We start from the raw sequence: 25,544 nt of genomic DNA, 5'->3' as shown, positions 1-25,544 counted from the left end.
TTCTACACATATGTCTTTATAAAAATATGTCAATTTTGAAAATAATAACAGTTCCGAATCCGGTTCTTAAAAAGAAATCTGTGCTTGTAGAGAGCATAGATGATGATCTAAGATCTACATTAGATAGTATGTTAAATACTATGTACTTAAATGGTGGTATAGGCCTTGCTGCTGTTCAGGTAGGTTTATTAAAACGTATGATGGTAATAGATTTAAGACATATGGAATTAGAAAATCAGTCAGATTCAGAGTTAATATATCCTTTATATATAATTAATCCTCAAATTATTGATTCATCAAAAGATTTTGTTACAGAATATGAAGGTTGTTTATCTATACCCGGAGAAAATGTAGAAGTCAGTAGACCTAGTGCTATAACATTGAGTTATACTGATAATCACAATATCTCACAGAAGATAGTAGTTCGTGATTTTCTTGCAAGAGTCATACAACATGAAAATGACCATTTGAATGGAAAGTTAATAATCGATTATCTTGGATATAACAGACGTAATATTGTACTTTCTAAGATCAATAAGTTTAATAAAAAGAAAATTAATAAAGTTGAATAAAGGAAGATAATTAATTCTTCTGTTCTGTATTGTTTAAAAAAAAACAGTTCCCCTTTTATTATAGATTACATATATATAATATACGAGACTTGAATTATTTAAAGCTTTTTGATGATATTTTGTTTTGATATATCCAGGGTATGATATCTCATTAAAATTTGAATTAACTATAGTTAAGTTAGGATCTTCTATACATAATGCTTTCACTTGTAAAAAATATTCTTCTATATCTGAGGCAAAGATTATAAATCCTAAATCTAGTAATTTAAGCTTTATTTCCAGTAATCTTTCTTTGTTTAAAAAGCGCCTTTTTTTATATTTTTTCTTATTCCATGGATCTGGAAATAATATAAAAATACCACTCAATTTTTCATTTGGTAATAATTTCAGTAATTGATTAGCATCATCATTCCAAATTAAGAAATTTTCTAATGAAAATTCTGATGATAATTTTAAAAATTTTGCTATACCATTTATGTAAGGTTCTGCTGCAATATAACAATTATCAGGATTTAAACTCATTTGATTAATTAGATGTTCACCATTGCCTATACCAATTTCCAAAAATATTTTTTTTCTTTGATTTATCTTTTGGTTACTGTAGGTATAAAGTGGCAATTTTTGATCTATCAAATCTTTACTGGTTTTTGATAGTTTTTTACCTATGCGTCTTGCAAAGCTTTTATTCAGCATGTTATTATTTGTTTAGAATCTTCATAGATACTATTGTTTATTGAATGAATTTAGTAAATAACTTATAAACAAAGTCCTTTGATAGAGTTTTTTAGGGTCTTTTATCATATATTTTGTGATAAAATAGCTTATTAATTTAGATGCTTCACATATTTGTTGTTTATCAATCTGGGAATCTTTGATTAAAAACTGCGGGAGTTTTAATAGCTTGTTTTTATAGAATTCTCCAGAATCTTTTGATATTGCATTTCCGGATTTAGGAGATACATAAATCAACTCTGATTTGCTACCAGTAACAGCGCATTGAGCCAAGTTCAGACTATATCCATTTGCTTTTAACATCGATAGTTCAAGTTCAAAATATTTCTTAATAGAAAAATCATTTACTAAATCTGATAAAAAACACAGTAATTTCTTAAAAAAAATAGTTTGGTTCTCCCTTTCTGGAAATGCATAATATATCATATTCATCAAGGAATTGAATGCATATAATTTTTTCTTATTTAACATAAAATTAGAACTATAAGATTTTATTAGCTCGCATTTTGCAGTTCCTAAATAATCCTCTAGCCGTGCTTTCCAGATAAAATCAACTAAATATCCAGCAGATATTATTCTTGAATTTCTATTTGATTCTCTGATAACTGCAGAGTATAATCCATGATTTTTAGTTAGAACCTTTATAATAAATAAATGTTCTTTAAAAAATTTTTTATTTATTACTATTCCTGTATCACTAAATTGCATTATAAAAATCAAATTATCAGCAATCACCTAAGGATATCTTAGTAGCTTGGTAGTGAATACTATTTGTTGACATATTATATTGATATCTATAGCATAAAATTAATCATTGTAGATGATAATATCACTCATTTAATAAAAATCATACTCAGTTTACTTAATTATATTCATATATGTCTGATTTGTTTGAAGAAACAGTTGCTGAAGCTAGACACAATAAGTTTGTAAATATTTTTTATAGAATGTTACCTTTTGTTATAGTAATTACTGTTGGTATTTCTATTTTTATATGGTTTCAGGGGAAAAGAAATGAAGAAAGATTGGTTATAAACCAAAAATTTACTGATAAATTATTGGGTATCATGTCAGGTGTAGTTGTTGATACTGATATAATAAAGAACTTGCTAGTTGATAATGAAAATACTAAACATCATGAAATAACAGAATTACAGCTTGCTTTACAATTTATATCATCAAAAAAAATTGATGAATCTTTAATTTTATTAGAAAAAATGATAGATAATAAAAATTATTCCAATATTACTAAGTCATTTTCCCGCATTAGTTTTGTTAATCTAATTATAGATAAAGAAAATGTTTCAGAATTAGAAAAAGAAAAATCTAAGAGATATTTAGAGTATTTTGATAATGAAAAGAAAGAATTTTTTAATATATCACTTTTAATAAAAGCAGTTTTTTATTATAAAATTGGTGATAAAGATCTGGCAAAAAAATATTCATCAGAGCTATTAGCTATAGAAAATATTTCTTATGTAATTAAAGAGCAAGCTAATTCATTATTATCATTGTTAGAATGATGGTTTCTTGCATATAAGTTGATATTATAGTATTTATCTGTTAAATTACGCACTGATGAGTTTATATACAGAATATATTGCATCTGTAGCTTAATTGGATAGAGCATATGACTACGGATCATAAGGTTAGGGGTTCAAATCCTCTCAGGTGCGCCAATATTTTTAAAAATAGATTTAGATTAATTTACCTGACAGATTTTCAGTTATTATTGGCCAGATAGCAAAGTGGTAATGCAGAGGATTGCAAATCCTTTATTCACCGGTTCGAATCCGGTTCTGGCCTCTTTTTAGTTCTAATTTTACTGAGAAATCATTTTTATTTGATATATGAAAGAGTTATTTTTAGAGAAATTATTTGTTAAATATAAGATTGATTTTGTTAAGATAAGAAAAATATCATATACCTTATCAATCATTGCTATTATTGTTAGTTTTTTATCTATTATATTTCAGAAATTTAATATAGGCATAGATTTTAAAGGAGGAGTAGTAATACATTTGAAGAAAAGCAATGACGTTAAAATTGGTTTTATAAGGGATAGTCTCAGTAAAATTAATATTGGTAATATTATAATTCAAGAAATAGGCACTGATTCTAGAAATTTAGAGATAAAGATTGCTACAGATGAAGAATCTTTGTTGCTTCATAAGATTGATTTGATCAAAAAAACACTAAAGGAAAAAATTCCTGATATTGTAGAATATCAAAAAATTGATTTTATTGGTCCTCAACTTGGAAAGCAAATGATCAAATCAGGATTGATAGCAATTCTGATAGCTCTTTTAGGTATTATGCTATATATTTGGATTAGGTTTGAGTGGTATTTCGCATTAGGGGCTTTACTTATGTTAATACATAATGTTTTATTAAGTCTTGGATTTGCAAGTATATTGCAGCTCGATTTTAATCTTAGTACGGTAGCTGCAATACTCACAATATTGGGCTATTCTGTTAATGACATTGTAGTGGTTTATGATAGAATTAGAGAAAATTTAGGGAAATTTACTATTTATGATATATCCCATATAATAAATATTAGTATCCATGATACATTATCAAGAACTATTATTACTTCTTTTACCACTCTACTTGCGAATATTTCATTGATTTTATTTGTAGGTAAGGCTGTAGAAAGTTTCGGATTATTAGTATTTATAGGTATAATTATAGGCACTTATGCTTCTATATTTATCTCAGGTCCGATATTAATTTTATTACGTAATATTAGTAAAAACAATTAGTATAAATACTAATGAATTCATCAGTAATTGGATAGTAGTTTATGAAAATATTAGTAAATGATATAAAATCAGGTAATGTTATTGAGTATAAAGATTCTCTTTGGATTGTTAATAAAAATCCTGAACATACCAAGCCTGGTAAAGGAGTTGCTTATGTTCAACTAGAGACAAAAAATTTTTATGATTCTAAAAAGTCACATTTTAGGTTTAGTTCAGGTGAAACTATAGATCTGGCTTTTATAGAGAAATATCAGATGAATTATTTGTATTCTGATGGGGATTTTATCGTACTTATGGATCCTAACTCTTTTGAACAAGTGTATGTAAAAAAATCTTTTTTAGGTAAAAGAATCTTACTGATATATGATAATATGTCATTGACAGTAGAAAAATATAATGGAGAAATAATTTCTGTAAAACTACCCAAAAATATTATTGTGACAATAAAATATACTGAACCAACAATAAAAACTGCAACTGTAACTACTTCTTTTAAAACTGCAATTATTAATGATCAAATCAATGTTATGGTACCTAGTTACCTTAATTCGAATGATAAGATTTTAATTAAAACAGATGATATGAGTTTTGTAGAAAGGGTAAAATAAAATGAGTAAAGAAATAGGGCTAATAATAGATGCTATAAGTAAATCTTCAAGATTTTTACGTAGAGATTATTTAGAAATTGAGAAATTGCAATCTACCAAGAGTGATCTTAAAAAATTTTATCAGAGGACTTACAAAACTTTACTAAGGGAATTGAATTATGAACTAGGCAGATATTATAATTCTGTAGTGTTCGTTTCTGATAATGGTTCTGATTCTGATTCTAATTCTATTGGTGATTTTAAAGATGAGATTTTATTAATTGACTCTTTAGATTGTTCTATAAATTTCAACAGATCTTTACCTTTTTTTGGTTTATTTGTTATATTATTAAAAAAATATATTGATACAGTAATTGTAGATAAAGCAATTATTTATTTACCAATAGAGGGTGATGTATTTTATGTGGAAAAAGGAAAACCAGTATTATCAGAGAAAAATTCTAATGAACTTCTTGGTAGAATATCAAGGATGAGGCTTTTAAAATCAGATGATATAGATAATATAGTTGTTTCTTCTGATATAGAAAGTATAGAAATTGCTAAAAAAATTTCATCAAATATAAGAATCTTTGGTTCTATCTCATACTCTGTAGCAGCATTTATATCAGGAAAAATCGATGTCTGTATTATGTCTTGTAATATCAACCAAATATATATCAGGGGTTTATCTTTATTTACTCACGAATTGGGTGCAATATATAAAATACTGAATAATACTATAGTTATAGTATCAAATTATTCTTTGTATAAAAAAATAGCCCAGATTATATAATTAATATATGCTGAATTTAAGCTTTACCATATTACCAAGATTTTTTATACATATACATATATATTATTCTAGAATGGAATTTCGTCATCAATTATATTGTTGATATCCAATTCATTATTATCACTTGTATCTGAAGTATTGGTATTGGTATTGGTATTGGTATTGGTATTGTTGTTGTTGTTGAGTGCGCTCTCTGTATTTTTATGTTTTGTATCTAGTATGATTAAACTTGAATTAAAATTTTGCATTACTATTTCAACTGTATATCTCTCTTTCCCCTCAGTGTCTATCCATTTTCTTGTCTTAAGAGCTCCTTCAATATATACCTTAGTACCTTTTTTAAGATAAGATTTTGCAACATGTACTAAATTTTCATTTAAGATTACAACTCTGTGCCAATCTGTTTTATCTTCTCTTTCTCCTGTATTTTTGTTTTTTCTATATTCGTTAGTTGCAATATTAAGAAATGCCACTTCTCTATTATCATTAGTTGTTTTTATCTCTGGATCACGCCCTAGATTACCTATTAATGTAACTTTATTTAGACTATTAACCATGGTTGTTTAGTGATTTTTAAATTGTTATTTGAATTTATAGTACAATTAACACTATATAACATATATATCTACTAAAGTAAAAATATTTTACTTCTTACTAATTGATTTATATTTTGATTAGATTATACTTTATAGTTTTATAAAGTTAAGATATAATGCCCGTCTAATATGGTTGCAGTTATGATGTGGTGTAGGTGAAAATTAGTATGATTTGTTAATAAATTATTAATTTTACTAATACATTAGAGTTGAATGTATAATCTGAAATCACTATGTGATGATTAATAAATATTGGTTAGTTAGATAATGAAGAAAGTATGGCTTATATTGTATTTATTAATATGGACTGTAATAATAGGTATAGTACTGTACTATACAGGAATGAACAGGCTTATGAAGTATGTCAATAAAAAATATCATGATGTTCCTATTGTATTTAGTGCTGATAAGTCTTCAAATAAGTTTTTGTCAATAACGATATCTGAATTAGTACATTCAGGGTTTCCTTTTGTAAATGAAGAATTTGATATTACTGGCCTTGTAATTTCGCATAATGGTTCAATTATTCGCTATGAGAATCCTATAAAGATTGGATATGTTTTTAAAACTAACAAATTTTTTATTTCATATGAAGGAGATTTAAGTATATCTTCTAATAAAGTTTTAGATAACGGTGTATCAGACTTGATTATTACTGCACATGATTATAATATAGAGGTTGATTTACCTATATCTGTAGGGTTAGTTATAGATCTGATTAAAACTAGAAATCCTATAGAATTTATTAATCATATAGGCAAACTAAATATTGATAGTGGCTGGGTTACTGCAAAAGATAGCAAAAGTAAAAGAAGATTTTTTACTAAAGAACACGAATCTTTGGATATAAAAATTGTTAATAGTCGGCGTTATATTTCATTTAGTGATTTCTTAGATCACTTGCCTGAAGAATATGTCATAGAATATGATGCAAGAAATCATAAATTATACAGCAGTGAATATTATGAATTGTTAAAAAAACATATAAATATTTTTGCAGCTGTCATCCCGAACAAAAAAATGGATGCAAAAATACATGTAAAATTTGATGAGTCCAGTATGAAAAGATTGGATAAAAAATTGAATCTTAAGGCATCAGGTAGTTTTGTTTCTCCATATATTCAATTGCTGGATTATAACATTGATCATAATATTATTTATAGAGATATTGATAAAACTTCAATACACAAAATTGTAGCTGCTACAGATTTATATATACCCAAGGGTTTTTTAACTGATATATTAAATGATACAGATGGAGCTTTGTATAAAAATATAGTAAAACTTGGCGATAAAAATGGTCTTGTAAACTATATTTTAGATCATCGAGAATCTTTATTATTGGGTGAGCTCGGAAGTGATAATAAAATCAAATTAAGGCTCGATGCTAAATTGTTTAATAATAATATTTCTATAAATAACATTTCCTTTGATACGGAATCATATAAGATGTCTGCTAGTTCTGATATTAGCAATATCGGTGGGCATTTACAAACTGGAGGTATTATTAATGTTAGCAACTATAAGTATCCAGTAGAGTTTTTTTCTAGGTATTTATCAAAGTTAGTGATATCTGGTATTTCTAAGAATAAATTTCCACATAACTTTGTAGACAAGTATTATGATTTTAGTTATGAATTTGTAAAAAAAATCTTATCTAAGAATATGAAAAAATTAAAAAATAGTTTTGAAATTCCTTATTATATTGATTTTAATAGTATAACTAATAGTAAGATAGGCAATATAGGGTTTAGCGAATTAAAAAATAAATATTTATCTGATATAAATGCAAGGTTTTTAAAACATGGCTCAAGTGATTTTTTTAAATTGAAACAAAAAATCAAAAATAAAATTGATCAAATAACTACTAAAACTTTAAATCATTTGATGAATATTAATAAAAATTAATTTAATATGGTGGGCATTGATATCTTGTCCCATTTGGGATTGGTTTAGCAATTTAAATATATTTCCAGTTGCTTGTGCCATCCTTATTATCTTCAATTGTTATATTGTATTTTTCCTTTAATATATTTCTTATTTTGTCTGCTGTTATCCAATCCTCTATTTTTCTCGCTTTATTTCTTTTGTCGATTAATTCTGTTATGCTAAGTAATGTTTCTTTTTTTTCAGATGTTTGAGCGTTATGAAACCATTGTTCGTAATTTTCTTCCATTAATCCTAAAAATCTTGCAGATGCTATAATCATATTTGCTAATGATTGTTGTTGATTACCATTTGTAATATTTAGTTCTTTAACGTGATCATTAATGATTTTGATAGCAAGACTCGTATTCATATTATCTAATATAGACTCTAAGAATTTTTTTGGTATATCTGTAACTGAAGAATTAGAATAGTTATAATTTATTTTTTTTAAAGAGTTATGCCAATATGATAAAGTTCTGTGTGCATCATCTAAAGATTTTTTACAGTAATTTATATTGTTCCTATAGTGAGAATTTAAGAAAAATAGTCTCAAGCTATCAGCTTTTATATTACTATTTCTAATATCATTTACTGTAATTATATTACCTAATGATTTACTCATTTTTTGTTGATCAACCGTTAATACAGCATTATGTACCCAATATCTAGCGAAATTAGAGCCCGTGAAGGCTGATTGACTTTGGGCTATTTCGTTTGTATGATGTGGGAAGATCAGATCCATTCCACCGGCATGGATATCAAAATCTGTTCCAAGGTATTTATAACTCATAGCTGAGCATTCTATATGCCACCCTGGCCTCCCCTTTCCGAAAGGGCTAGAGAATATTACATCTTTTGGATCATCTGGGTTAGATGCTTTCCATAGTACAAAATCGTTAGGTTGTTTTTTATTTGGATCATTCTTGATTCTAATATCACATGATAACTCATCAAGATTACGTCCTGACAGCATAGTGTAATTTTTTGCTTTTGTTACATCAAAAAAAACATTGTTATTTGAGATGTAGGCATATTTTTTATTTAGTAAAATTTGTATAAAATTAATGATATCTTCTACTACTTCTGTAGCCTTAGGCTCTACTGTAGGAGGGATAACTTTAAGAAATTCCATATCTTTTTGAAAATCATTAATCGTATTCTCTGTAAGCTTTGCTATTGATATGTTAGTTTCTTCAGACTTTTTAATAATTTTATCATCAATATCCGTAATATTTCTTACAAAGATCACCTGATGTTTTCCATATAAAAATATCAATATTCTATACAATATATCATATGAAATCATTGCCCTTGCGTTTCCTATATGGATTTTATCATATACAGTGGGGCCGCATGCATAAAATTTAATTGAGTTTTGATTTAATGGTATAAAAAGTTCTTTTTTTTTACTTAAGCTATTTAAAAGATACAGATGCATAAAAAATATTTTTGATTTAATTATTCAAAGTCATTTAATGAATTATTAATAATATAATAAACCTATAATTTAATAAAAAATTAAGTTTCATTACAATATTTGAGATATATATGGTATATATGTTTAATTGTATATTTACTTATTAGAGAATATAGTAGAAGGTAAAAGATATATAATGAAATTTTCTGATTCATGAAAGATAATTTTAAAAGCAAGCAAAATTTTTACGTTTTGAAGCATTTATCACTATTAGTGATAGTGATATTTTTTTATGTTTTGATACAAGGATTTAGCATATTCTACAACGAAAAACAGGTATTTGAACAGTCTATAAATAAACATAAAAAATTACTAGAAAAAAATATAAATCACTCAATAATCGAATCTAGCAATAACTTAAATGTTTTGGTATCTTCAACTGTAGATACTGTTACTACAAATACTGATTATTTAAATAACATGTTAGCAAGTTATACAAATAACTATTCTAATTATGTTTTTATTGATCAGAATTTTAGTAAAATTATAAATAATAAAGGTAATATATTAGTATATAATAAGATTAATAAATATTTAGAAGAATTATTCTATAAAAAATCTACAATATATAAAAAAAAATCGCTCAATATTATTTTTTCCAATTATTATTCATTCAGTAACATTTTGGTTGCTCGTAATATTTTTGATAAAACAAGTGATAATTTTCTTGGTGCCTTTGCAGTAGAGATTAATATACCAAGGTTAGTGAAAGAATGTTCTATTGAGCATCTACAAAATGTTATTATTTTAGATAGTGATCCTAAGTTGTCACACAATTTAAACATAAGCAATTTTAATAAAGAAGAAATCAACAAAATAGAATCTTCTTTGGATAATTATTTAAAAATGTTAGGATCGAGATATGTGAAAGGACAAGAAATATCAGGATTTTATACTAAATACTATGATAAATTCTTTGCTTTACTAAAGATTCCTGTTAAAGAAACATCAGGTTTTTTTGTGTTATTACAGTATGATGCATCAATAATATTTTCAAATATATTGGATGCTATACTCAGAAAATTTGTAGAAATATTTCTACTGTCTTTAATTTATTTCTTGGTATTTATATATAATACTAGATCAGTATTCAATGAGAATGTTTTGTTGAAAAATGATTTGGAGGAATCAAATAATACTAGCAGGGCTAAGACGAATTTTTTATGTTTTGTAGCTCATGAAATTAGGTCACCTCTGAGTTTTATTATGACAGGATCTGAAATAATGAAAGAGCAGTTAATGGGCATATTGCCTAGTAATTACAAGAGCTATGCTTTCGGAATATATCAAAGCTCTAAAATTATAAAAAAAATGCTGGATGATATACTAGATGAGCATCAAATAATAGAGGCTAGATTTAAGATACTGAATTCTATCAATGATATAGATAGCATTATTGATAATAGCATTATTTTGACTAAAGCTAGGTACAATCAAAGAGATGTTAATATTGAAACCCATTTTGAAAATAAATTGCCTTTAATTATATGTGATCAGCAGCGTATGCTGCAAGTGTTTAACAATTTAATTGGTAATGCAATAAAATATTCTAATAATGCTTGTGCAATAATGATAAAAGCATATCTACTGAATGATGATTTATACGTTGATATAATCGACCAAGGTATGGGGATATCAAAAAAAGATTTGGATATCATACTTAGCAATAAAAATCCCATAGACAGTTTACAACAAAATGAAAGGGGTTATGCCCCGGGTTCTTACGGGTTAGGGTTAGTTATTGTACAGATTTTATTGAAAGCTCAAGATATGTCAATAAAGATTAAGTCTGTAGAAAATATAGGCACTACTGTACAGATAATAATTCCTAAAATAAAGCTTGTTGTATAAGATGTCAGATAGAAGTGAATACTATAAGTTTAAATATCTTAATAAGATTTCTAAGATTCCATATTTAATATTATTTTTTATTATATTAATTTCTGCTATAGGTTTTTTATTGCTTTATTCCGCTTCTGGAGCAAGTTTTAGACCTTATCTGTATAAACAATTGATAATATTTTGTGTATTTATATCATTTTCATTTATTTTATCTATGGTAGATATCAGAATTATTTTTAGGTATAGTTATGAGCTATATGTTATCTCTTTAATAATTTTATTTTTTGTTAAAATATTTGGTACAAGTGCTATGGGTGCTACCAGGTGGGTAAACTTATACTTTTTTAAGATTCAGCCATCTGAGTTTATTAAAATTACTCTGGTATTGGCTTTAGCCAGATATTTTCATGGTATTGGTAATTTTGAGCTAAAGCTAAATAATTTGCTAATTCCCGTATTATTGAGCATAATACCAGCTATCTTAACATTGAAACAACCAGATCTTGGTAGTACTATCATAATAATTTGTACTGTGATTTCAATTTTTTTTGTTGTAGGTGTTAAATTTAGATATTTTTTAACTATTGGTGTAGTATTGCTATTTGGTTTTCCATTAGTATGGCAAAATATGCATAATTATCAACGTGATAGGATATTAACATTTTTAGATCCTAATAAAGATCCTTTAGGTAAGGGGTACAATATCATACAGTCAAAAATAGCAATTGGATCAGGGGGAATTTGGGGTAAGGGTTTACTAATGGGTACTCAAACCCATCTAAAATTTCTCCCCGAATACCATACAGATTTTATTTTTGCTTTGCTTGCAGAAGAATACGGGTTTGCTGGTACTTTTCTGTTAATAACACTATATTCTTTTTTAATTTTACTAATGATAATAGAAGTAAAAAAGGCTAAATTTATATACGGGAAAATTCTAATATTCGGAATTTCTTCTATATTATTTTGGCACATATACATAAATATAGCAATGGTAACAGGTGTTCTTCCTGTAGTAGGCATACCATTGCCATTTATATCTTATGGAGGAAGTATTATGGGCTCAATGCTTTTGGCAAATGGTTTGATAATGAATGTGGTTGTACATAATAGAGTACATTATTAATTAATTTAGTAACAATGAGTCTATTTTTGAAAATTTGTTATTTTATTATTTCACTTTCATTGTTGTTATTCGCGTTATTTTTACCTTTATCTTTATATAAAATAAACATTTACAAATTAGTTGCTTTAGATTTAATAGTGATTTTTATAGCCGATAGCAAATATATATCTTCATATAATAAAATCATAAGATACTTCACATTATTTTTTATTGGTCTATCGCTTGATGTTTTTCACTCTACATATTTTGGAGTAAATTCAGCAGTATTAATTTCGGTTATATTGATGTTAGATATTTTTAATAGTTCAAAATTTTATTTGCATTATTACATAAAGTTTTTATTATTTATATCAGTATCAGTAATAATAAGGGATTTTTTGTATGGTAGTACAGAATACAGTATATTAAATGATATCATGGGTTTGTTGATTTATATATTTAATAGTTTTGTATTTTTTGTTTTACTTAATTTTATATTTGTATATTTACAAGATATACTTAAACTTTATAGAAATTAATAAATTATGCAGATAATTAATACTAATTTTCTATCCGATTTGATCTCTCGTCGTGCATTTATAATAGGATCTTCTAAAATTGGTCTCTTATCAGTACTTGTTATGAGAAATTTTTATTTACAGTGTATTCAGAGGGATAAATATTCATTGTTATCCAATCGTAACAGTACAAGCGTTATTATGGTAGCGCCAGATAGAGGAGAAATATATGATGTAAATAATTTGCTAATTGCTTCAAATCAAACAAGTTTTACACTGATTTTTAACAAAAATAATAGCGATTATATAAAGGAAGTAGAGTATCTCAGTGAACTTCTGGAGTTTGATGATGTTCAAAAAGAGAGAATGATATCAAAGATAAAGAAATCTAATAAATTTTCTACTTCTATTATAATGAAAAATATAGATTGGCAGCTATTATCATTAATAGAAGAAAATAATGCTAAATTGAAATCTTTTACAATAGATACAAAAGACATAAGATATTACCATTATGCAGACTCTATGTCTCATTTATTGGGTTACTTGTATAATTCTAGAATCAATTATAATAACTCTGTTACTTGTGATGTAAAAACTGGTGCTACAGGTGTAGAAAAATATTATAATAATTTATTAAATGGAGTTTCTGGATATAAAATAGTAGAAATGGATTCTATAGGATCTACTGTCAGCACGATAAAACAGGTTAATTCAATTTCTGGAAATAATTTACACCTGAATATTGATTCAGAATTACAGAGAAAAATCATTGATTTACTACCAACTAAAGGTTGTAGCGTGATAGTAATGGATTGCACTGATGGTAATGTTTTGAGTCTTGTATCTTTACCTGGGTATGATCCTAACCAGTTAGCAAAATTGTCCTATAATTATTGGAATCAGCTAGTTAATGATGCATATGAACCGCTTATTAATAAAGTAGTACAGGGTAATTATCCTCCTGGATCTATTTTCAAAATCATCACATTCCTAGCGGCTTTGGAGAAAGGTGTAGATATAAATTATACGGTAAATTGTACAGGACACAACTATCTTGGTACAAAAGATTTTAGATGTGCAAGAAAGTTTGGGCATGGTAATATCAATATGATCCAAGCTATACAGTATTCTTGCAATAGTTATATGTATCAATTATCAAGATTAATAGGTGTAGATCCAATCATCGAAATGGCCAATAAATTTGGCCTTGGCCAAAATACCGGTATTGATTTGCCCAACGAGAAATCTGGTTTTGTTCCTAGTAGAAAATGGAAGAAAGATAATTTTGGTTCAGGTTGGAGTATAGGAGATAATTTTAATTTGTCTATAGGCCAAGGGTATTTACTAGTTACACCCATACAGCTTGTTAGATTGATTGCAGCAGTAGCAAGCGATGGTAAGTTATTTAAGCCTAATGTCGCTAAGAGGGAATCTGAATTTGAACAAATATCTATTTCACCAAAATATTTATCAATATTGAAAAAAGCTTTGCATATGGCAGTAAATAATTTTGGTGGAACTGCTTACTACAGTAGAATTAATAATCAATCTGTTCAAATGTCAGGGAAAACTGGAACAGCACAAGTATTTGCTAAACAAAGTGATAATGATGATTTGAGCAAACGACATATTGCATGGAATAGGCGTAATCATTCTATTTTTGTTGGATATGCTCCATCTAGCTATCCTAAATATGCCTTATCTGTATATTGTAATCATGGTGGTTCTGGGCCTATGATGGCTGCTCCTATAGCAAAAAATATAATGCAGCTTGTTATCAATAAATATAAACATCTAGTAAATACTAATGATAGATGAATAATAATGTGCAATCCAAATCTTAGAACTTAATTTTTTATAGTAATTAATATCTATTTATATATAGTGATTGTGTGATGTTTTTTATGTGTCTTATAGCTAAGTATAATAATGAAAAAAAAATATATATATCACTTTTCTAGTGGGAGTGCAGAAGGTTCTAAAAATATGGAGCATTTGCTAGGAGTAAAAGGTGCTAATCTAGCAGAAATGTGTAATTTAAAATTACCTATACCTCCTGGATTTACCATTACTACAGAAATATATGATGTTTTTGTGCAGAATGGTTATAAATTGTCAGAGAATTTCAAACAAGAAATATATGAAGCTATTGTTAGATTAGAAAGGACTTGTAAAAAAAAATTTAATAGTAGGGAGAATCCATTATTGCTTTCTGTGAGATCTGGAGCTCAGAGTTCAATGCCAGGCATGATGGATACAATATTGAACCTTGGTATAAATGACGAAGTCGCTGATGCAATTGCGTGTAACACTAATAACCCCCATTGCGCATATGATAGTTATAAGAGATTCTTATATATGTATGGAACAATTGTACTAGGTATTAGCCCCGAGATATTTGGATCTGTATATAGATTGTATGATGATCATATGACAAAAGATTTAGTGGTAGTAAAAGATATAATTACAAAATTTAAAGAAGTAATATTAAAGCATAGTAATTTTGAAATAAATTCCGATGTTTATACTCAATTATTTAATTCTATTACGGCTGTATTAAAATCTTGGAATAATCCTAGGGCTGTGTTTTATAGAAAAATGAATAACATAAATGATGTTTTAGGTACTGCTATTAACGTGCAGATGATGGTCTTTGGTAATTCAGGAAAAAATTCTGCTACTGGTGTAATCTTTACCAGATCCCCTTCAAATGGTGACAAAATGCCATTTGGTGAATTTTTGATCAATGCTCAGGGTGAGGACATAGTTTCAGGAACTCGAACTCCATTAGCTATTAATAACCTTGTTAATGAAGATGAGTCTTTAAAATCTTTGATGCCCGAAGTTTACTCTCAGCTAATCTCGATATGTGATCAGCTAGAATTATACTATAAAGATATGCAAGATATTGAATTTACAGTAGAAAATGGGATTTTATATATCTTACAGACAAGAACTGGTAAAAGAACCTCTTTGGCCGATATAAAAATTATTCATGATATGGCATTAGAAGGGATTTTTACTAAACAATGGGCATTAAACAAAATCAATACTGATAAAGTGCTTAATCTTCTACATGATAGTGTGGATTACACAAATATTAGTGATTATAAGATATTCGCATCTGGGTTACCTGCATCTCCTGGGGCAGTAACGGGGAAGGTAGTGTTTTCATTGAATGATGCTGAAATATTTTCAAAAACACATGGAGTCATCTTAGTAAGAAATGATACTAGCCCAGATGATATTAAAGCTATGAGCATTTCTCTTGCTATCTTGACATCAAGGGGTGGTATCACCTCACACGCAGCAGTTGTAGCAAGGGGATTAGGTAAGCCATGTGTATGTGGTGTTAGTGATATTACTATAGATGAAGATAAAAAATCTATGTATAACTCAGAAAATTATATACTAAAGCAAGGTGATTTGATTACCTTAGATGGTTCTACAGGTAAGATTTTTATAGGAAATGTTAAGTTAGCTGTGCATAGTTTTTCAAAAGAGTTACAAAATATTTTGTTATGGTCTGAACAATTTAGTAAATTGCAAGTTAAAGTTAATGCAGAAACCATAAATAATATTGAGACCGCCAAGACATTTTTCGTGAATGATATAGGATTATGTCGTACTGAACATATGTTCTTTGAGGATCATAAAATACTATTAGTTCAAGAAATGATAGTTAGCGATAATGATAAAATCAGAATTAATAGTATTAATAAGCTTTTAAAATTACAAGTAGAGGATTTTGTTAAATTATTTAAAAATGTTGAAGACGGAAGTATTACTATCAGATTATTAGACCCGCCTTTACATGAATTTTTACCTGGTAAAATTGAAGATCAAAAACTACTTGCAGATTATTTATCTATGCCATTTTCTGTGCTCAAACTTAGGTTGGATAAATTGTTTGAGGTGAACCCTATGTTAGGTCACAGAGGTTGTAGGTTAGCTATTTCCTATCCAGAAATATATGAAATGCAGGTAGAGGCTATAATATCTGCGTTGAATGATGTAGATAAAAATTATAGTTTTCATACTAAAGTAGAGATTATGATTCCGTTTGTTAGCCATTATTTGGAGTTAATAACCGTATTAGATACTATTAAGAAAAAAATAGAGCAAATGGAATTCTTATATTCTAAGAAATTTAATTTGAAAATTGGTACTATGATAGAATTGCCCAGAGCAGCATTGACTGCTGATAAAATAGCACCTCATGTGGATTTTTTTAGTTTTGGTACAAACGATTTAACTCAAACAACTTATGGTATATCCAGAGATGATTTGGGAAGTTTTTTACAAATATATTTGAAGAAAGAAATATTTCATGAAGATCCATTTGTTCAAATTGATTTTGAAGCAGTAGGAGAGCTTATTAAAATAGCGATAAATAAGGGTAAAAAAGTTAATCCTAACTTGGTGATAGGCGTGTGTGGAGAGCATGCAGGAAATCCTGAATCTATAAAATTCTTTCAATCTATAGGAGTAGACTATATTTCTTGTTCTCCTTATAGGATCCCATTGGCCAAAATAGTTGCTGCGCAGTTTAAATAGATTGTAGAATCTACTATTTTTACAAGGTAAGATATCAGGATAGTTTTTATCCACTATTATTCTTTTCTGGATTACCTTATTTGTAAGTTATTATTGGGCATTTTTTATTATGTCCAAAAGGTACTGAATTTTAAAGCAGATGAAAATTATATGATGATGTTGACATCTGCATGTTTTATTGCTACATTTGCTAGGTGGTCGTGCAGTTGCATAACGAATTATCCAGTAGTGATTTTTTTATTCTATTGGGTGGTAGTTATGAGGAAAGTCTGGACTCTGAATAGATATGATGCTGGGTAACCCCCAGTTGGATTGACTAACCAGGGAAAGTGCAACAGAAAATATACCGCCTATTCGTAGTAAATACCAATAGGTAAGGGTGAAATGGTGTAGTAAGAGTGCACCGGGTTTGTGGCGACATGAACCGCATTGTAAACCCCATCAAGAGCAAGACCAAATAGGTGTTATTTGGATTATTTGATCCCTAGTTATCTATTGCTAGAAATTTTTGAATAACACGGGTAGGTCGCTTGAGGTAAATAGTAATATTTATCCTAGATAAATAACTGCATACGCTTTTATTTGCGTAACAGGATCCGGCTTATAGACCACATGTCTTTTTATTACCGTTTGCAATTTATTATTTCAGTGCTTCTTTTGTGAGTGGTAATCTTCTGCGGTTTCGGTATTTTTGCTAATCTAAATGTATATGAATAAGATATAGGGAATCTTATGATGTATGATCCACCATCTGAAATGCTGAAATCGTGCTCGTGCTCTTGCTCTTTATAAAACTGGTGTGTTTGGATCAGTCGATAAATTTTTATCTGTGAATGATTCCAAGATGTGCTTGGTATCTCTTTGTTCTAAGTTAGGTAATACACTTCCTGTATCTGGATTTATAGGGATTAGTTTGATAGAGTCGGGTATTTTAAAAGGTACTGTTATCATATTATCATCAATTTTTGTCATAAAATTTGTAAATATTGGTAATGCTAAAGTAGTTCCGAATGCTTTTTTACCCAATGTATGTGGTGTATCAAACCCGATATATACTCCAGTTGCAATTCTGGGAGTAAAACCAATAAACCAGGCATCCATACTGTTGTTTGTAGTACCAGTTTTACCTGCTATATATTTATTTTGTAATTTTGAAGATTTACTCAGCCTTCTCTTAAATGCTCCTTCAAGTATTGAAGTAATTTGATAAGCAATATTTTTTTGTATTACTACATCAGTATTTTTTTCCTCTTGTAAATCCATTATATCTGGTAATTGTTCTTCTTGAGATACAAGATTTATTTGTTCTTTATAATCTCTTTTATATATTATGTTTCCTTTACGGTCTTTAATTAATTCAATATAATGAGGTTCGATTTTTCTACCTTGGTTAGCTATAATGGCATATCCTGTAGTAATTTTTTCTAATGTGGTGTTAATTGTGCCTAGAACTACAGAGTCCAGCTTATCATAGCGATTACTTATAGAGAATTTTTTTAGTGTAGTAATAATTTTATTCATCCCGACTGCTTGAGCTATTCTTATGGTTGCAGCATTTCTTGATTTTTCCAATGCACTTCTCATAGTGATAGGGCCTAAGAATTTATCATCATGATTTTTAGGTATCCACATTGGTGATTTGGAGTTTTGGTATATTTCGATATATTCGTCATCAAATATATCATTGGGTTTAAATCCTCGTTCAAGTGCTGAAATTACTATAAATGTTTTGATTAATGAACCGGATTGTCTTTCTGCTTGAGTAGCTCTATCAAATTGACTGTTGTTAAAGTCATACCCTCCTTCTAATGCCAATACGCGCCCAGTTTTAGGTTCTATAGCAATTATTGCACCATTGACTAGAGGAGGTATTTTCAAAATAAAATCATTATTCAATTTTTCTACAAAAATTACATCGCCTATTTTCAGCTTTAAATTAACTATTTTAGAATCAATTTTTGTTTTACTTATGTCAATTACTGCAGTATCACCATTTTCAAGCCCAATGTTAACTAAGGGAAATTTTGTAACATCTAATACTACTGCAATTTCTTTAAAAATAATTCCAGCTGGTTTTTCTATTGTGGTTATTTCATCTTTCCAATTATTAATTGGTATTGAAGTAAATATTCCTCTATGAGATTTATTTTTATCATAATTTTTTATTCCTTTGTACAGAGCATTTTGTGCGTTTTGCTGTATTTTAGAGTCCATGCATGTGATAATCGTTATACCAGAAGTTTCAAGAAATTCTTGTCCAAACATATTAACCACCTCTTTCATTACCTTTGAAGCATAGTAATCAGCCTTGACAATATCTTTTTTTATAAATTTACTAATTGTGATTTGTTCATTTAATGCTGAATTTGCTGATTGTTCTTCAACATATCCATCTTTCAGCATTCTTCCTATTACATAATTTTTTCTTATTATAGATGCATCATAATTCTTAATAGGATTGATTCTAGAAGGAGATTTTGGTAAAGCTGCTAATAAAGCAGCTTCATTAAGAGTAAGTTTATCTAGAGATTTATTAAAATAGTTTAATGCCGCTGCTGCTACACCGTAAGAATTATTACCAAGATACACCTGGTTTAGATATAATTCTAATATTTCATCTTTAGTTAAAATATTAGATATTTTATATGCAAGAATTGCTTCTTTTATTTTTCTTTCTAAAGATTTTTTGGGGCTTAATAGAAAAGTTTTTATAACTTGTTGTGTTATTGTAGAACCTCCTTCTACATGTACATTTTTATTAAGGTTTTTTATATTATTTATTAGCGCTCTGGTAATGCTATAAACATCTACTCCCTTATGTTCATAGAAATTTTTATCCTCAGCAGCAATGAATGCATTTTTGAGTAATTTAGGAATATTTGATATTGGAACAAATATTCTATAATCTTTGTAACATTCTTTCATTATTTTTCCATCTGCTGAATAAATTCTTGTAACAGATGGAGGGTGATATTGTTTTAATGTAGAATAATCTGGTAAATCCCTGGAATAGTAATATATAGTACAAGCTGTGGATATTATGATAATGATAGTGATATAAAATATCCATTTGAGTAATTTATGTAGTAAAAGCATTGATTACTGATGATTAATTAATATTCAGAAGTTATACTAAAGTTGATTTCAGACGAATATAATGCAGATATTTTGATATCAATTGATAATGTTTCCAGATAGGCTATTGTATAACCCTGTTGTAATTTTTACTTTCATTATCTTACCTATTAGATTTTCATCTTCATTTTGTATAAACACTGATTGCATGTAAGGTGTTTTCCCAAGTATTTGTTTTTCAAATTTTCCATGTTTATCAAATAATATTGGTAATATTTTACCAATAGAGTTTTTGTTAAACTTTAGCTGTTGATCTAATAATATTTGTTGTAGTTTAAATAATCTATCTGATTTAATATCTTCTGGTAACTGTTCTTTTAGTGCAGAAGGAGTACCTGGTCTAGGGCTATATTTAAAAGAAAAACATTGAGAGTATTTAACTTGTTTTACTAATGTTAAGCTTTCTTGAAAATCCTCCTCTGTTTCACCTGGAAATCCTACAATAAAATCTGATGAAAATGCAATATCAGGCCTAGATTCCCTTAGTTGTTGAATAATTTCAATATATCTTTCTCTTGTATGCTTTCTATTCATAGCTTTTAGAATCTTATTAGAACCAGATTGAACAGGAAGATGTAGAAATGGCATTAATTTTTCTTCTTTTCCATGTAACTTAATTAGTTCATCTGACATATCTTTTGGATGGGATGTGGTATATCTTATTCTTTCTAACCCCTTGATTTTAGCAATTTTTGTGATGAGTTTTGCTAAATTAAAGTTTGTGTTGTCGTAGCCTACTCCATGGTAAGCATTAACATTTTGCCCTAACAAATATATTTCTTTTGATCCTTTTGAAACAAAATATAAAGATTCACGATAAATTTCTTCTACAGATCTTGAAAATTCTCCTCCTCTAGTATAAGGGACAACACAAAAAGTACAAAACTTGTCACATCCCTCTTGTATAGATACAAATGCGCTGGCACCCTGTGTATAAAATGATTCTGGTAATTTATCAAATTTTTCTTCCTCTATAAAGTCAAGAGATATTAGGTGCTTTGCATTCTGCTTAGTAACTTTATTGACTAATTCAGGAAGATTGTGGTAGGATTGGGGGCCTACTACGATATCAACATATGGTGCTCTGTTGAATATTTCTTCTCCTTCTGCTTGCCCTACACAGCCAGCAACTGCTAATATTAGGTTATTGTTATTTTTTATTTTTTTTATACGTCCTAATTCAGAGTATAGTTTTTCTGAAGCTTTTTCTCTTATATGACAAGTATTTAATATTACCATATCAGCTTCACATGGTTCACTAGTGATATGAAACCCTTGAGGATACATTATTTCTTGCATTTTGATGGAATCATAGACATTCATCTGACATCCATATGTTTTTATATAAAGCTTTTTTTTGAGCACTTAATTTACAATTTCGATTACAATTGAATTAATTGTTGAGTTTCTTATGATTCTAGCATATACCAATAAAAAACAGTTACAATCTTAGATGTTTCACTGAGTGAATATTACATATTTTTTTAAAAATATCAATCTGTATTCTGTAACAGATTTAAAGATCACTATTCTATTTATTAATAAGAGATTTTATATCAAGTCAAATTAAAATATACCATTTTAATAATTGATTTATAGTTTTATAAAACTGTTTTGCTCTATGCTTGACTAGCTATATAAAATCAACTAAGTTGTTAGTGTCAGTATTTGATGTAATTTTTAATTATGTTTATATCTATAAAATACTAAGTATGAATAATTATACAAAATATATTTTAAGTCTGATTCAGCAAGTTTTATATATAATATTTTTATCTTATAGTTGTCTTGCAGGGAAAGATTCACAAAAAATTCAGAAAGAATATTATTATAAACAATTTCAGGATATTTTTGAGCATATCGAAGAAAATTATGTACAAATACCTAATTTTCAGGAAATGACAGATGCTGCTATTGATGGTATGTTATTATCACTAGATCCATTTTCAAGCTATTATGTGGATGAAGCAAAAAGAGACCTGAACGAAATGAATGAAGGTAAGTTTGGTGGAATAGGAGTAGAAATAATACCAGAAGGCAATGTAATAAGGGTTATATCTCCTATAGATGATCTGCCTGCTTATAATGCAGGTATAAAAGCTGGGGATTATATTATTGCAGTAGATGGGGTTTTAGTATCTGATTTAGGTTATACCAAAAGTGTACGGCAGATTCGTGGATCTGAAGGCACATTAGTAGCATTGGAAGTGCTAAGTATTGATACAGGTAAGGTAAGGCATGTTGAATTAAAACGTTCATCCGTGAAAATTGTTCCTGTCAAATATGATTTAGAGATAGATAACAATATTGCAGTAGCCTATATAAGAATCAGTGTATTTAATGCTAATACAATTGAATTGATTAGGGGAAGCTTTAAAGAAATGCAAAAAAAACTTTTACAAGAGAATAAAAAGCTATCTGGTATTGTTTTAGATTTAAGGAATAATCCAGGAGGTATTTTAGAACAAGCAATTTATGTTGCAGAGTATTTCATAGATAATGGTGTGGTTGTAAGTACTAAAACAAGAAATTCAAAGGATGCTAAGGTAATATATGCAAGGAAATTTTTAGATAAAGCTCCAAATGTACCAGTAGTGCTGATGATTAATGGGGGAAGTGCTTCTGGATCTGAAATAGTAGCAGGTGCACTTCAGGATCATAAGAGAGCTGTAATAGTAGGTAGTAAATCTTTTGGCAAAGGTACAATACAGACAGTTACTAGTATCAATTCTAGAGCTGCTGTAAAGCTCACTACAGGAAAATATTATACTCCTTCAGGGTCATCTATTAATGGAAGTGGTATAATCCCTGATGTAGTAATTCCGCTCCCAAAAGAAGATCAGGCAGTAAAAGCTAGCGCTAATACTAGTACAGAAGAATCTAGTATTCTTAATTCACCTGAGGTGAATAATTATTTAACCAAATATAATAAAAAAAAGAAAAATACTACCGATGCCACTGACAATACTCTAGATCAACAATCTAAAAGATATAAGGCGGATTATTTATATGCCAGATCTTATGATATAATTAGGGCTTTGATCGTGGTGAATGATCAACAAACTAAACAACAGTAACTGTGCTACTATTAAGTAGTTGATTAGTAGAATATGGATCAAAGATTTTTGTCAAAAAACTTTAAACAGTTATTAGTTACTATTAATGTAGCTCTCGCTTTTCTATCTATTGCTTCGGTAATATTTTGGGTGCTTGTTATAAGGCCATATCATATTAAAAAGTCTATCCTTATGGAGCATTTGCATGTGTTCGACATCAATGATTTACCTAGTACTTCCTACCATAGGATTATATCAGACCACCAATCAGGACAATTGTATTTTAATAAAAATTCAGCTTCAGATAAATTATTCTCAGATATTAATAATGAAAATATAGATTCAGAATTAGAAAAAAATTATAGATTAAGCGATCAAAAATTTGCTGATAATAATAGTAATAAAATATCAATTCTGATAACAAATTTAGGTGTGAATGATAAAATTTCGAATTTAGCGCTAAAATTACCTAAAGAGTTTGCATTTGGAGTATTACCATTTAGTAATAAAAGTATGAATTTTGTAAGTAAGGCTAGGTCTAGTGGAAATGAGATATATTTATACATTCCAATGGAAGAAAATAGTAGGAATGAAGATAGTGTGTATAATAAATATAAATTACTATCTAGCATTTCTTCGGAAGAGAATCATACAAGATTATTAAATATCTTGAGTGTGCATAATTATTATGATGGAATATATAGCAGTAATAAAGAGATGTTTACCTCGGATATTAATTCTGCTTTAATTCTACTTAAAGCAATAACTAGTAAAAAATTAAAATTTATATTAGGTAATAAGTCTGAAAAATTGTCGCATATTAATTTTGATTCGGATGCAAAGTTGTTAGTGAGTGATGTCGTAATAGATGACGATTTAGATCGTGATACTATAGCAAATAATTTATCTAAATTGATAGCAATATCAAAAGCTAAGGGTACTGCAATAGGATATGCAAGAAGTTTTAAATTGACTCTCGATGAGATCCAGAAATGGTTACCAACTTTGAAGTCTCATAACATAGATTTAATTAGTATTTCAGAATTAATAAAGTTAAAAAAAAATAATTTATCATATTAAAAATATTTAAGCTTAATAACATTTTTATTTTTACTTGCCAATATAGTAACGATATTGATCTGGTCAGTAAAATTTTGTTCAGTAGATTTTGATAGCGCATTATACATTATTTTATTGATTGAATAAGTGTTATTTGTTGAGATTATCGTGTTTGATTCTCCTAATGATTTGATAGCTTTTATCAACTCCAATGGAGTACGAGATTCTAATTCTACTTTATCCACGTCTATTATTATATCTGAAAAATTTGCCTGTTGCATCAAATCAGATATGCTGTTTAATGCTATAAATGGTCCAATACGTTTTATATATTTATTTGAGTGTAGTGATTCTAGATTCACTAAAACTTTATATAGATTATTTAAGCTCTTCCCTGCTATAAGTTTTGCAATAAAAATCCCTTTTTTTGTAAGTTTATTATTTATCGATAATAGTAATTTTTGTATATCATTTATCCAATGTAATCCAAAGGGAAATATTATTAAATCAATACTATCATCAGTGTATGCTATATCTTCGCTAAAATTTTTTACATATAAGTTAGAATTACTAAATTTACTAAAAATCATGTTAGGGAATGAATGGTAATTGAGGTCAAATATTAAAATATTCGTAAATTTTTGGTCTATTGCAGTAATTCTCTCAATAATATTTTGATGTAAATCATATAATAATTTATTGGAATTAATACTGTTATATGATTTTAGTCTGTTAGATCTTAGTTTACGATAATCAAACATTCAATAAGAAAGAATTAGTAATAATTAAACACCATTTAACATAGTTTTTAATAGAAA

20 protein-coding genes, 2 tRNA genes and 1 other RNA gene are annotated in these 25,544 nt (G+C 27.9%); 16 read left to right on the top strand and 7 right to left on the bottom strand.

Annotation, left to right across the window (positions count from 1 at the left end):
• Nucleotides 1-26: 26 nt before the first annotated feature.
• Entirely contained in the window at nt 27-572 is a 546-nt protein-coding gene (gene def, locus IHI24_RS03990) for a peptide deformylase (RefSeq protein ID WP_194966765.1), read from the top strand.
• A gap of 33 nt (nt 573-605) precedes the next feature.
• Here def and IHI24_RS03985 read toward each other — a convergent pair whose 3' ends face one another.
• Together IHI24_RS03985 and recO are read right to left on the bottom strand one after the other, a co-directional pair.
• Nucleotides 606-1,265 (bottom strand): tRNA (guanosine(46)-N7)-methyltransferase TrmB, encoded by a 660-nt coding sequence (locus IHI24_RS03985; RefSeq protein ID WP_194966764.1) that lies wholly within the window; start codon nt 1,263-1,265, stop codon nt 606-608.
• 30 nt (nt 1,266-1,295) lie between these two features.
• The gene (gene recO / locus IHI24_RS03980) at nt 1,296-2,012 is read right to left on the bottom strand and encodes a DNA repair protein RecO (RefSeq protein WP_194966763.1); all 717 of its coding nucleotides are present in this window, start codon (nt 2,010-2,012) and stop codon (nt 1,296-1,298) included.
• 170 nt (nt 2,013-2,182) lie between these two features.
• Between recO and IHI24_RS03975 the strand changes: the two genes are divergently transcribed.
• The 6 genes from IHI24_RS03975 to IHI24_RS03950 all read left to right on the top strand — a co-directional run bounded on the left by IHI24_RS03975 (nt 2,183) and on the right by IHI24_RS03950 (nt 5,449).
• On the top strand, nt 2,183-2,827 hold the full coding sequence (locus tag IHI24_RS03975; protein ID WP_194966762.1) for a DUF2659 family protein: 645 nt from the start codon (nt 2,183-2,185) through the stop codon (nt 2,825-2,827).
• Nucleotides 2,828-2,906: 79 nt separating this feature from the next.
• Nucleotides 2,907-2,983 (top strand) — tRNA-Arg (locus IHI24_RS03970).
• A 55-nt stretch (nt 2,984-3,038) separates the two neighbouring features.
• A tRNA-Cys gene (locus IHI24_RS03965) sits at nt 3,039-3,110 on the top strand.
• A 44-nt stretch (nt 3,111-3,154) separates the two neighbouring features.
• Nucleotides 3,155-4,069, top strand: coding sequence for a protein translocase subunit SecF (gene secF, locus IHI24_RS03960; protein WP_194966761.1), 915 nt, complete (start codon nt 3,155-3,157; stop codon nt 4,067-4,069).
• A gap of 41 nt (nt 4,070-4,110) precedes the next feature.
• A complete protein-coding gene (locus tag IHI24_RS03955; protein WP_194966760.1) occupies nt 4,111-4,677 on the top strand; it encodes an elongation factor P in 567 nt (188 codons plus the stop codon).
• A gap of 1 nt (nt 4,678) precedes the next feature.
• Complete coding sequence (locus tag IHI24_RS03950; RefSeq protein ID WP_194966759.1) at nt 4,679-5,449, top strand: FIG domain-containing protein; 771 nt, start codon at nt 4,679-4,681, stop codon at nt 5,447-5,449.
• A 68-nt stretch (nt 5,450-5,517) separates the two neighbouring features.
• Here IHI24_RS03950 and ssb read toward each other — a convergent pair whose 3' ends face one another.
• Complete coding sequence (gene ssb / locus IHI24_RS03945) at nt 5,518-6,006, bottom strand: single-stranded DNA-binding protein (protein ID WP_194966758.1); 489 nt, start codon at nt 6,004-6,006, stop codon at nt 5,518-5,520.
• A gap of 306 nt (nt 6,007-6,312) precedes the next feature.
• On the opposite strand from ssb, the gene IHI24_RS03940 reads away from it, so the two are divergent.
• Nucleotides 6,313-7,953, top strand: coding sequence for a hypothetical protein (locus tag IHI24_RS03940; RefSeq protein WP_194966757.1), 1,641 nt, complete (start codon nt 6,313-6,315; stop codon nt 7,951-7,953).
• A 52-nt stretch (nt 7,954-8,005) separates the two neighbouring features.
• On the opposite strand, the gene cysS is transcribed toward IHI24_RS03940, so the two are convergent.
• On the bottom strand, nt 8,006-9,412 hold the full coding sequence (gene cysS, locus IHI24_RS03935; RefSeq protein ID WP_194966756.1) for a cysteine--tRNA ligase: 1,407 nt from the start codon (nt 9,410-9,412) through the stop codon (nt 8,006-8,008).
• Nucleotides 9,413-9,604: 192 nt separating this feature from the next.
• Here cysS and IHI24_RS03930 point away from each other — a divergent pair, with 192 nt between their 5' ends.
• From IHI24_RS03930 to rnpB, 6 genes are all read left to right on the top strand, one after another.
• Nucleotides 9,605-11,302: a sensor histidine kinase gene (locus IHI24_RS03930; protein ID WP_194966755.1), complete on the top strand. Its 1,698-nt coding sequence runs from the start codon at nt 9,605-9,607 to the stop codon at nt 11,300-11,302.
• A 1-nt stretch (nt 11,303) separates the two neighbouring features.
• Entirely contained in the window at nt 11,304-12,419 is a 1,116-nt protein-coding gene (gene rodA / locus IHI24_RS03925) for a rod shape-determining protein RodA (protein WP_194966754.1), read from the top strand.
• Nucleotides 12,420-12,433: 14 nt separating this feature from the next.
• Nucleotides 12,434-12,937 carry a hypothetical protein gene (locus IHI24_RS03920; protein WP_194966753.1) on the top strand — a complete coding sequence of 168 codons (504 nt, stop codon included), beginning with the start codon at nt 12,434-12,436 and terminating at the stop codon, nt 12,935-12,937.
• A gap of 6 nt (nt 12,938-12,943) precedes the next feature.
• Entirely contained in the window at nt 12,944-14,737 is a 1,794-nt protein-coding gene (mrdA, locus tag IHI24_RS03915; RefSeq protein WP_228777156.1) for a penicillin-binding protein 2, read from the top strand.
• A 111-nt stretch (nt 14,738-14,848) separates the two neighbouring features.
• Nucleotides 14,849-17,476 carry a pyruvate, phosphate dikinase gene (ppdK, locus tag IHI24_RS03910; protein WP_194966752.1) on the top strand — a complete coding sequence of 876 codons (2,628 nt, stop codon included), beginning with the start codon at nt 14,849-14,851 and terminating at the stop codon, nt 17,474-17,476.
• Nucleotides 17,477-17,666: 190 nt separating this feature from the next.
• Nucleotides 17,667-18,096, top strand: an RNA gene (gene rnpB, locus IHI24_RS03905) — RNase P RNA component class A.
• A gap of 166 nt (nt 18,097-18,262) precedes the next feature.
• Here rnpB and IHI24_RS03900 read toward each other — a convergent pair.
• Together IHI24_RS03900 and miaB are read right to left on the bottom strand one after the other, a co-directional pair.
• Entirely contained in the window at nt 18,263-20,572 is a 2,310-nt protein-coding gene (locus tag IHI24_RS03900) for a penicillin-binding protein 1A (RefSeq protein ID WP_194966751.1), read from the bottom strand.
• 78 nt (nt 20,573-20,650) lie between these two features.
• Nucleotides 20,651-21,976: a tRNA (N6-isopentenyl adenosine(37)-C2)-methylthiotransferase MiaB gene (gene miaB / locus IHI24_RS03895; protein ID WP_194966750.1), complete on the bottom strand. Its 1,326-nt coding sequence runs from the start codon at nt 21,974-21,976 to the stop codon at nt 20,651-20,653.
• A 347-nt stretch (nt 21,977-22,323) separates the two neighbouring features.
• Here miaB and IHI24_RS03890 point away from each other — a divergent pair, with 347 nt between their 5' ends.
• The gene (locus IHI24_RS03890) at nt 22,324-23,688 is read left to right on the top strand and encodes a S41 family peptidase (RefSeq protein ID WP_228777154.1); all 1,365 of its coding nucleotides are present in this window, start codon (nt 22,324-22,326) and stop codon (nt 23,686-23,688) included.
• Between the two features lie 33 nt (nt 23,689-23,721).
• Complete coding sequence (locus IHI24_RS03885) at nt 23,722-24,747, top strand: divergent polysaccharide deacetylase family protein (RefSeq protein WP_194966749.1); 1,026 nt, start codon at nt 23,722-23,724, stop codon at nt 24,745-24,747.
• On the opposite strand, the gene IHI24_RS03880 is transcribed toward IHI24_RS03885, so the two are convergent.
• Nucleotides 24,744-25,487, bottom strand: a complete 744-nt coding sequence (locus IHI24_RS03880; protein WP_194966748.1) for a methyltransferase domain-containing protein — start codon at nt 25,485-25,487, stop codon at nt 24,744-24,746. The two genes, IHI24_RS03885 and IHI24_RS03880, sit on opposite strands and share 4 nt — an antisense overlap.
• Nucleotides 25,488-25,544: the final 57 nt, after the last annotated feature.

The sequence above is a fragment of the Rickettsia endosymbiont of Cardiosporidium cionae genome (assembly GCF_015476335.1).
In the GTDB taxonomy this organism is placed as follows: domain Bacteria; phylum Pseudomonadota; class Alphaproteobacteria; order Rickettsiales; family Rickettsiaceae; genus JADHZC01.
Note: the sequence above shows the minus strand (reverse complement) of the source record. Positions and strands in the feature narration are given on the sequence as shown.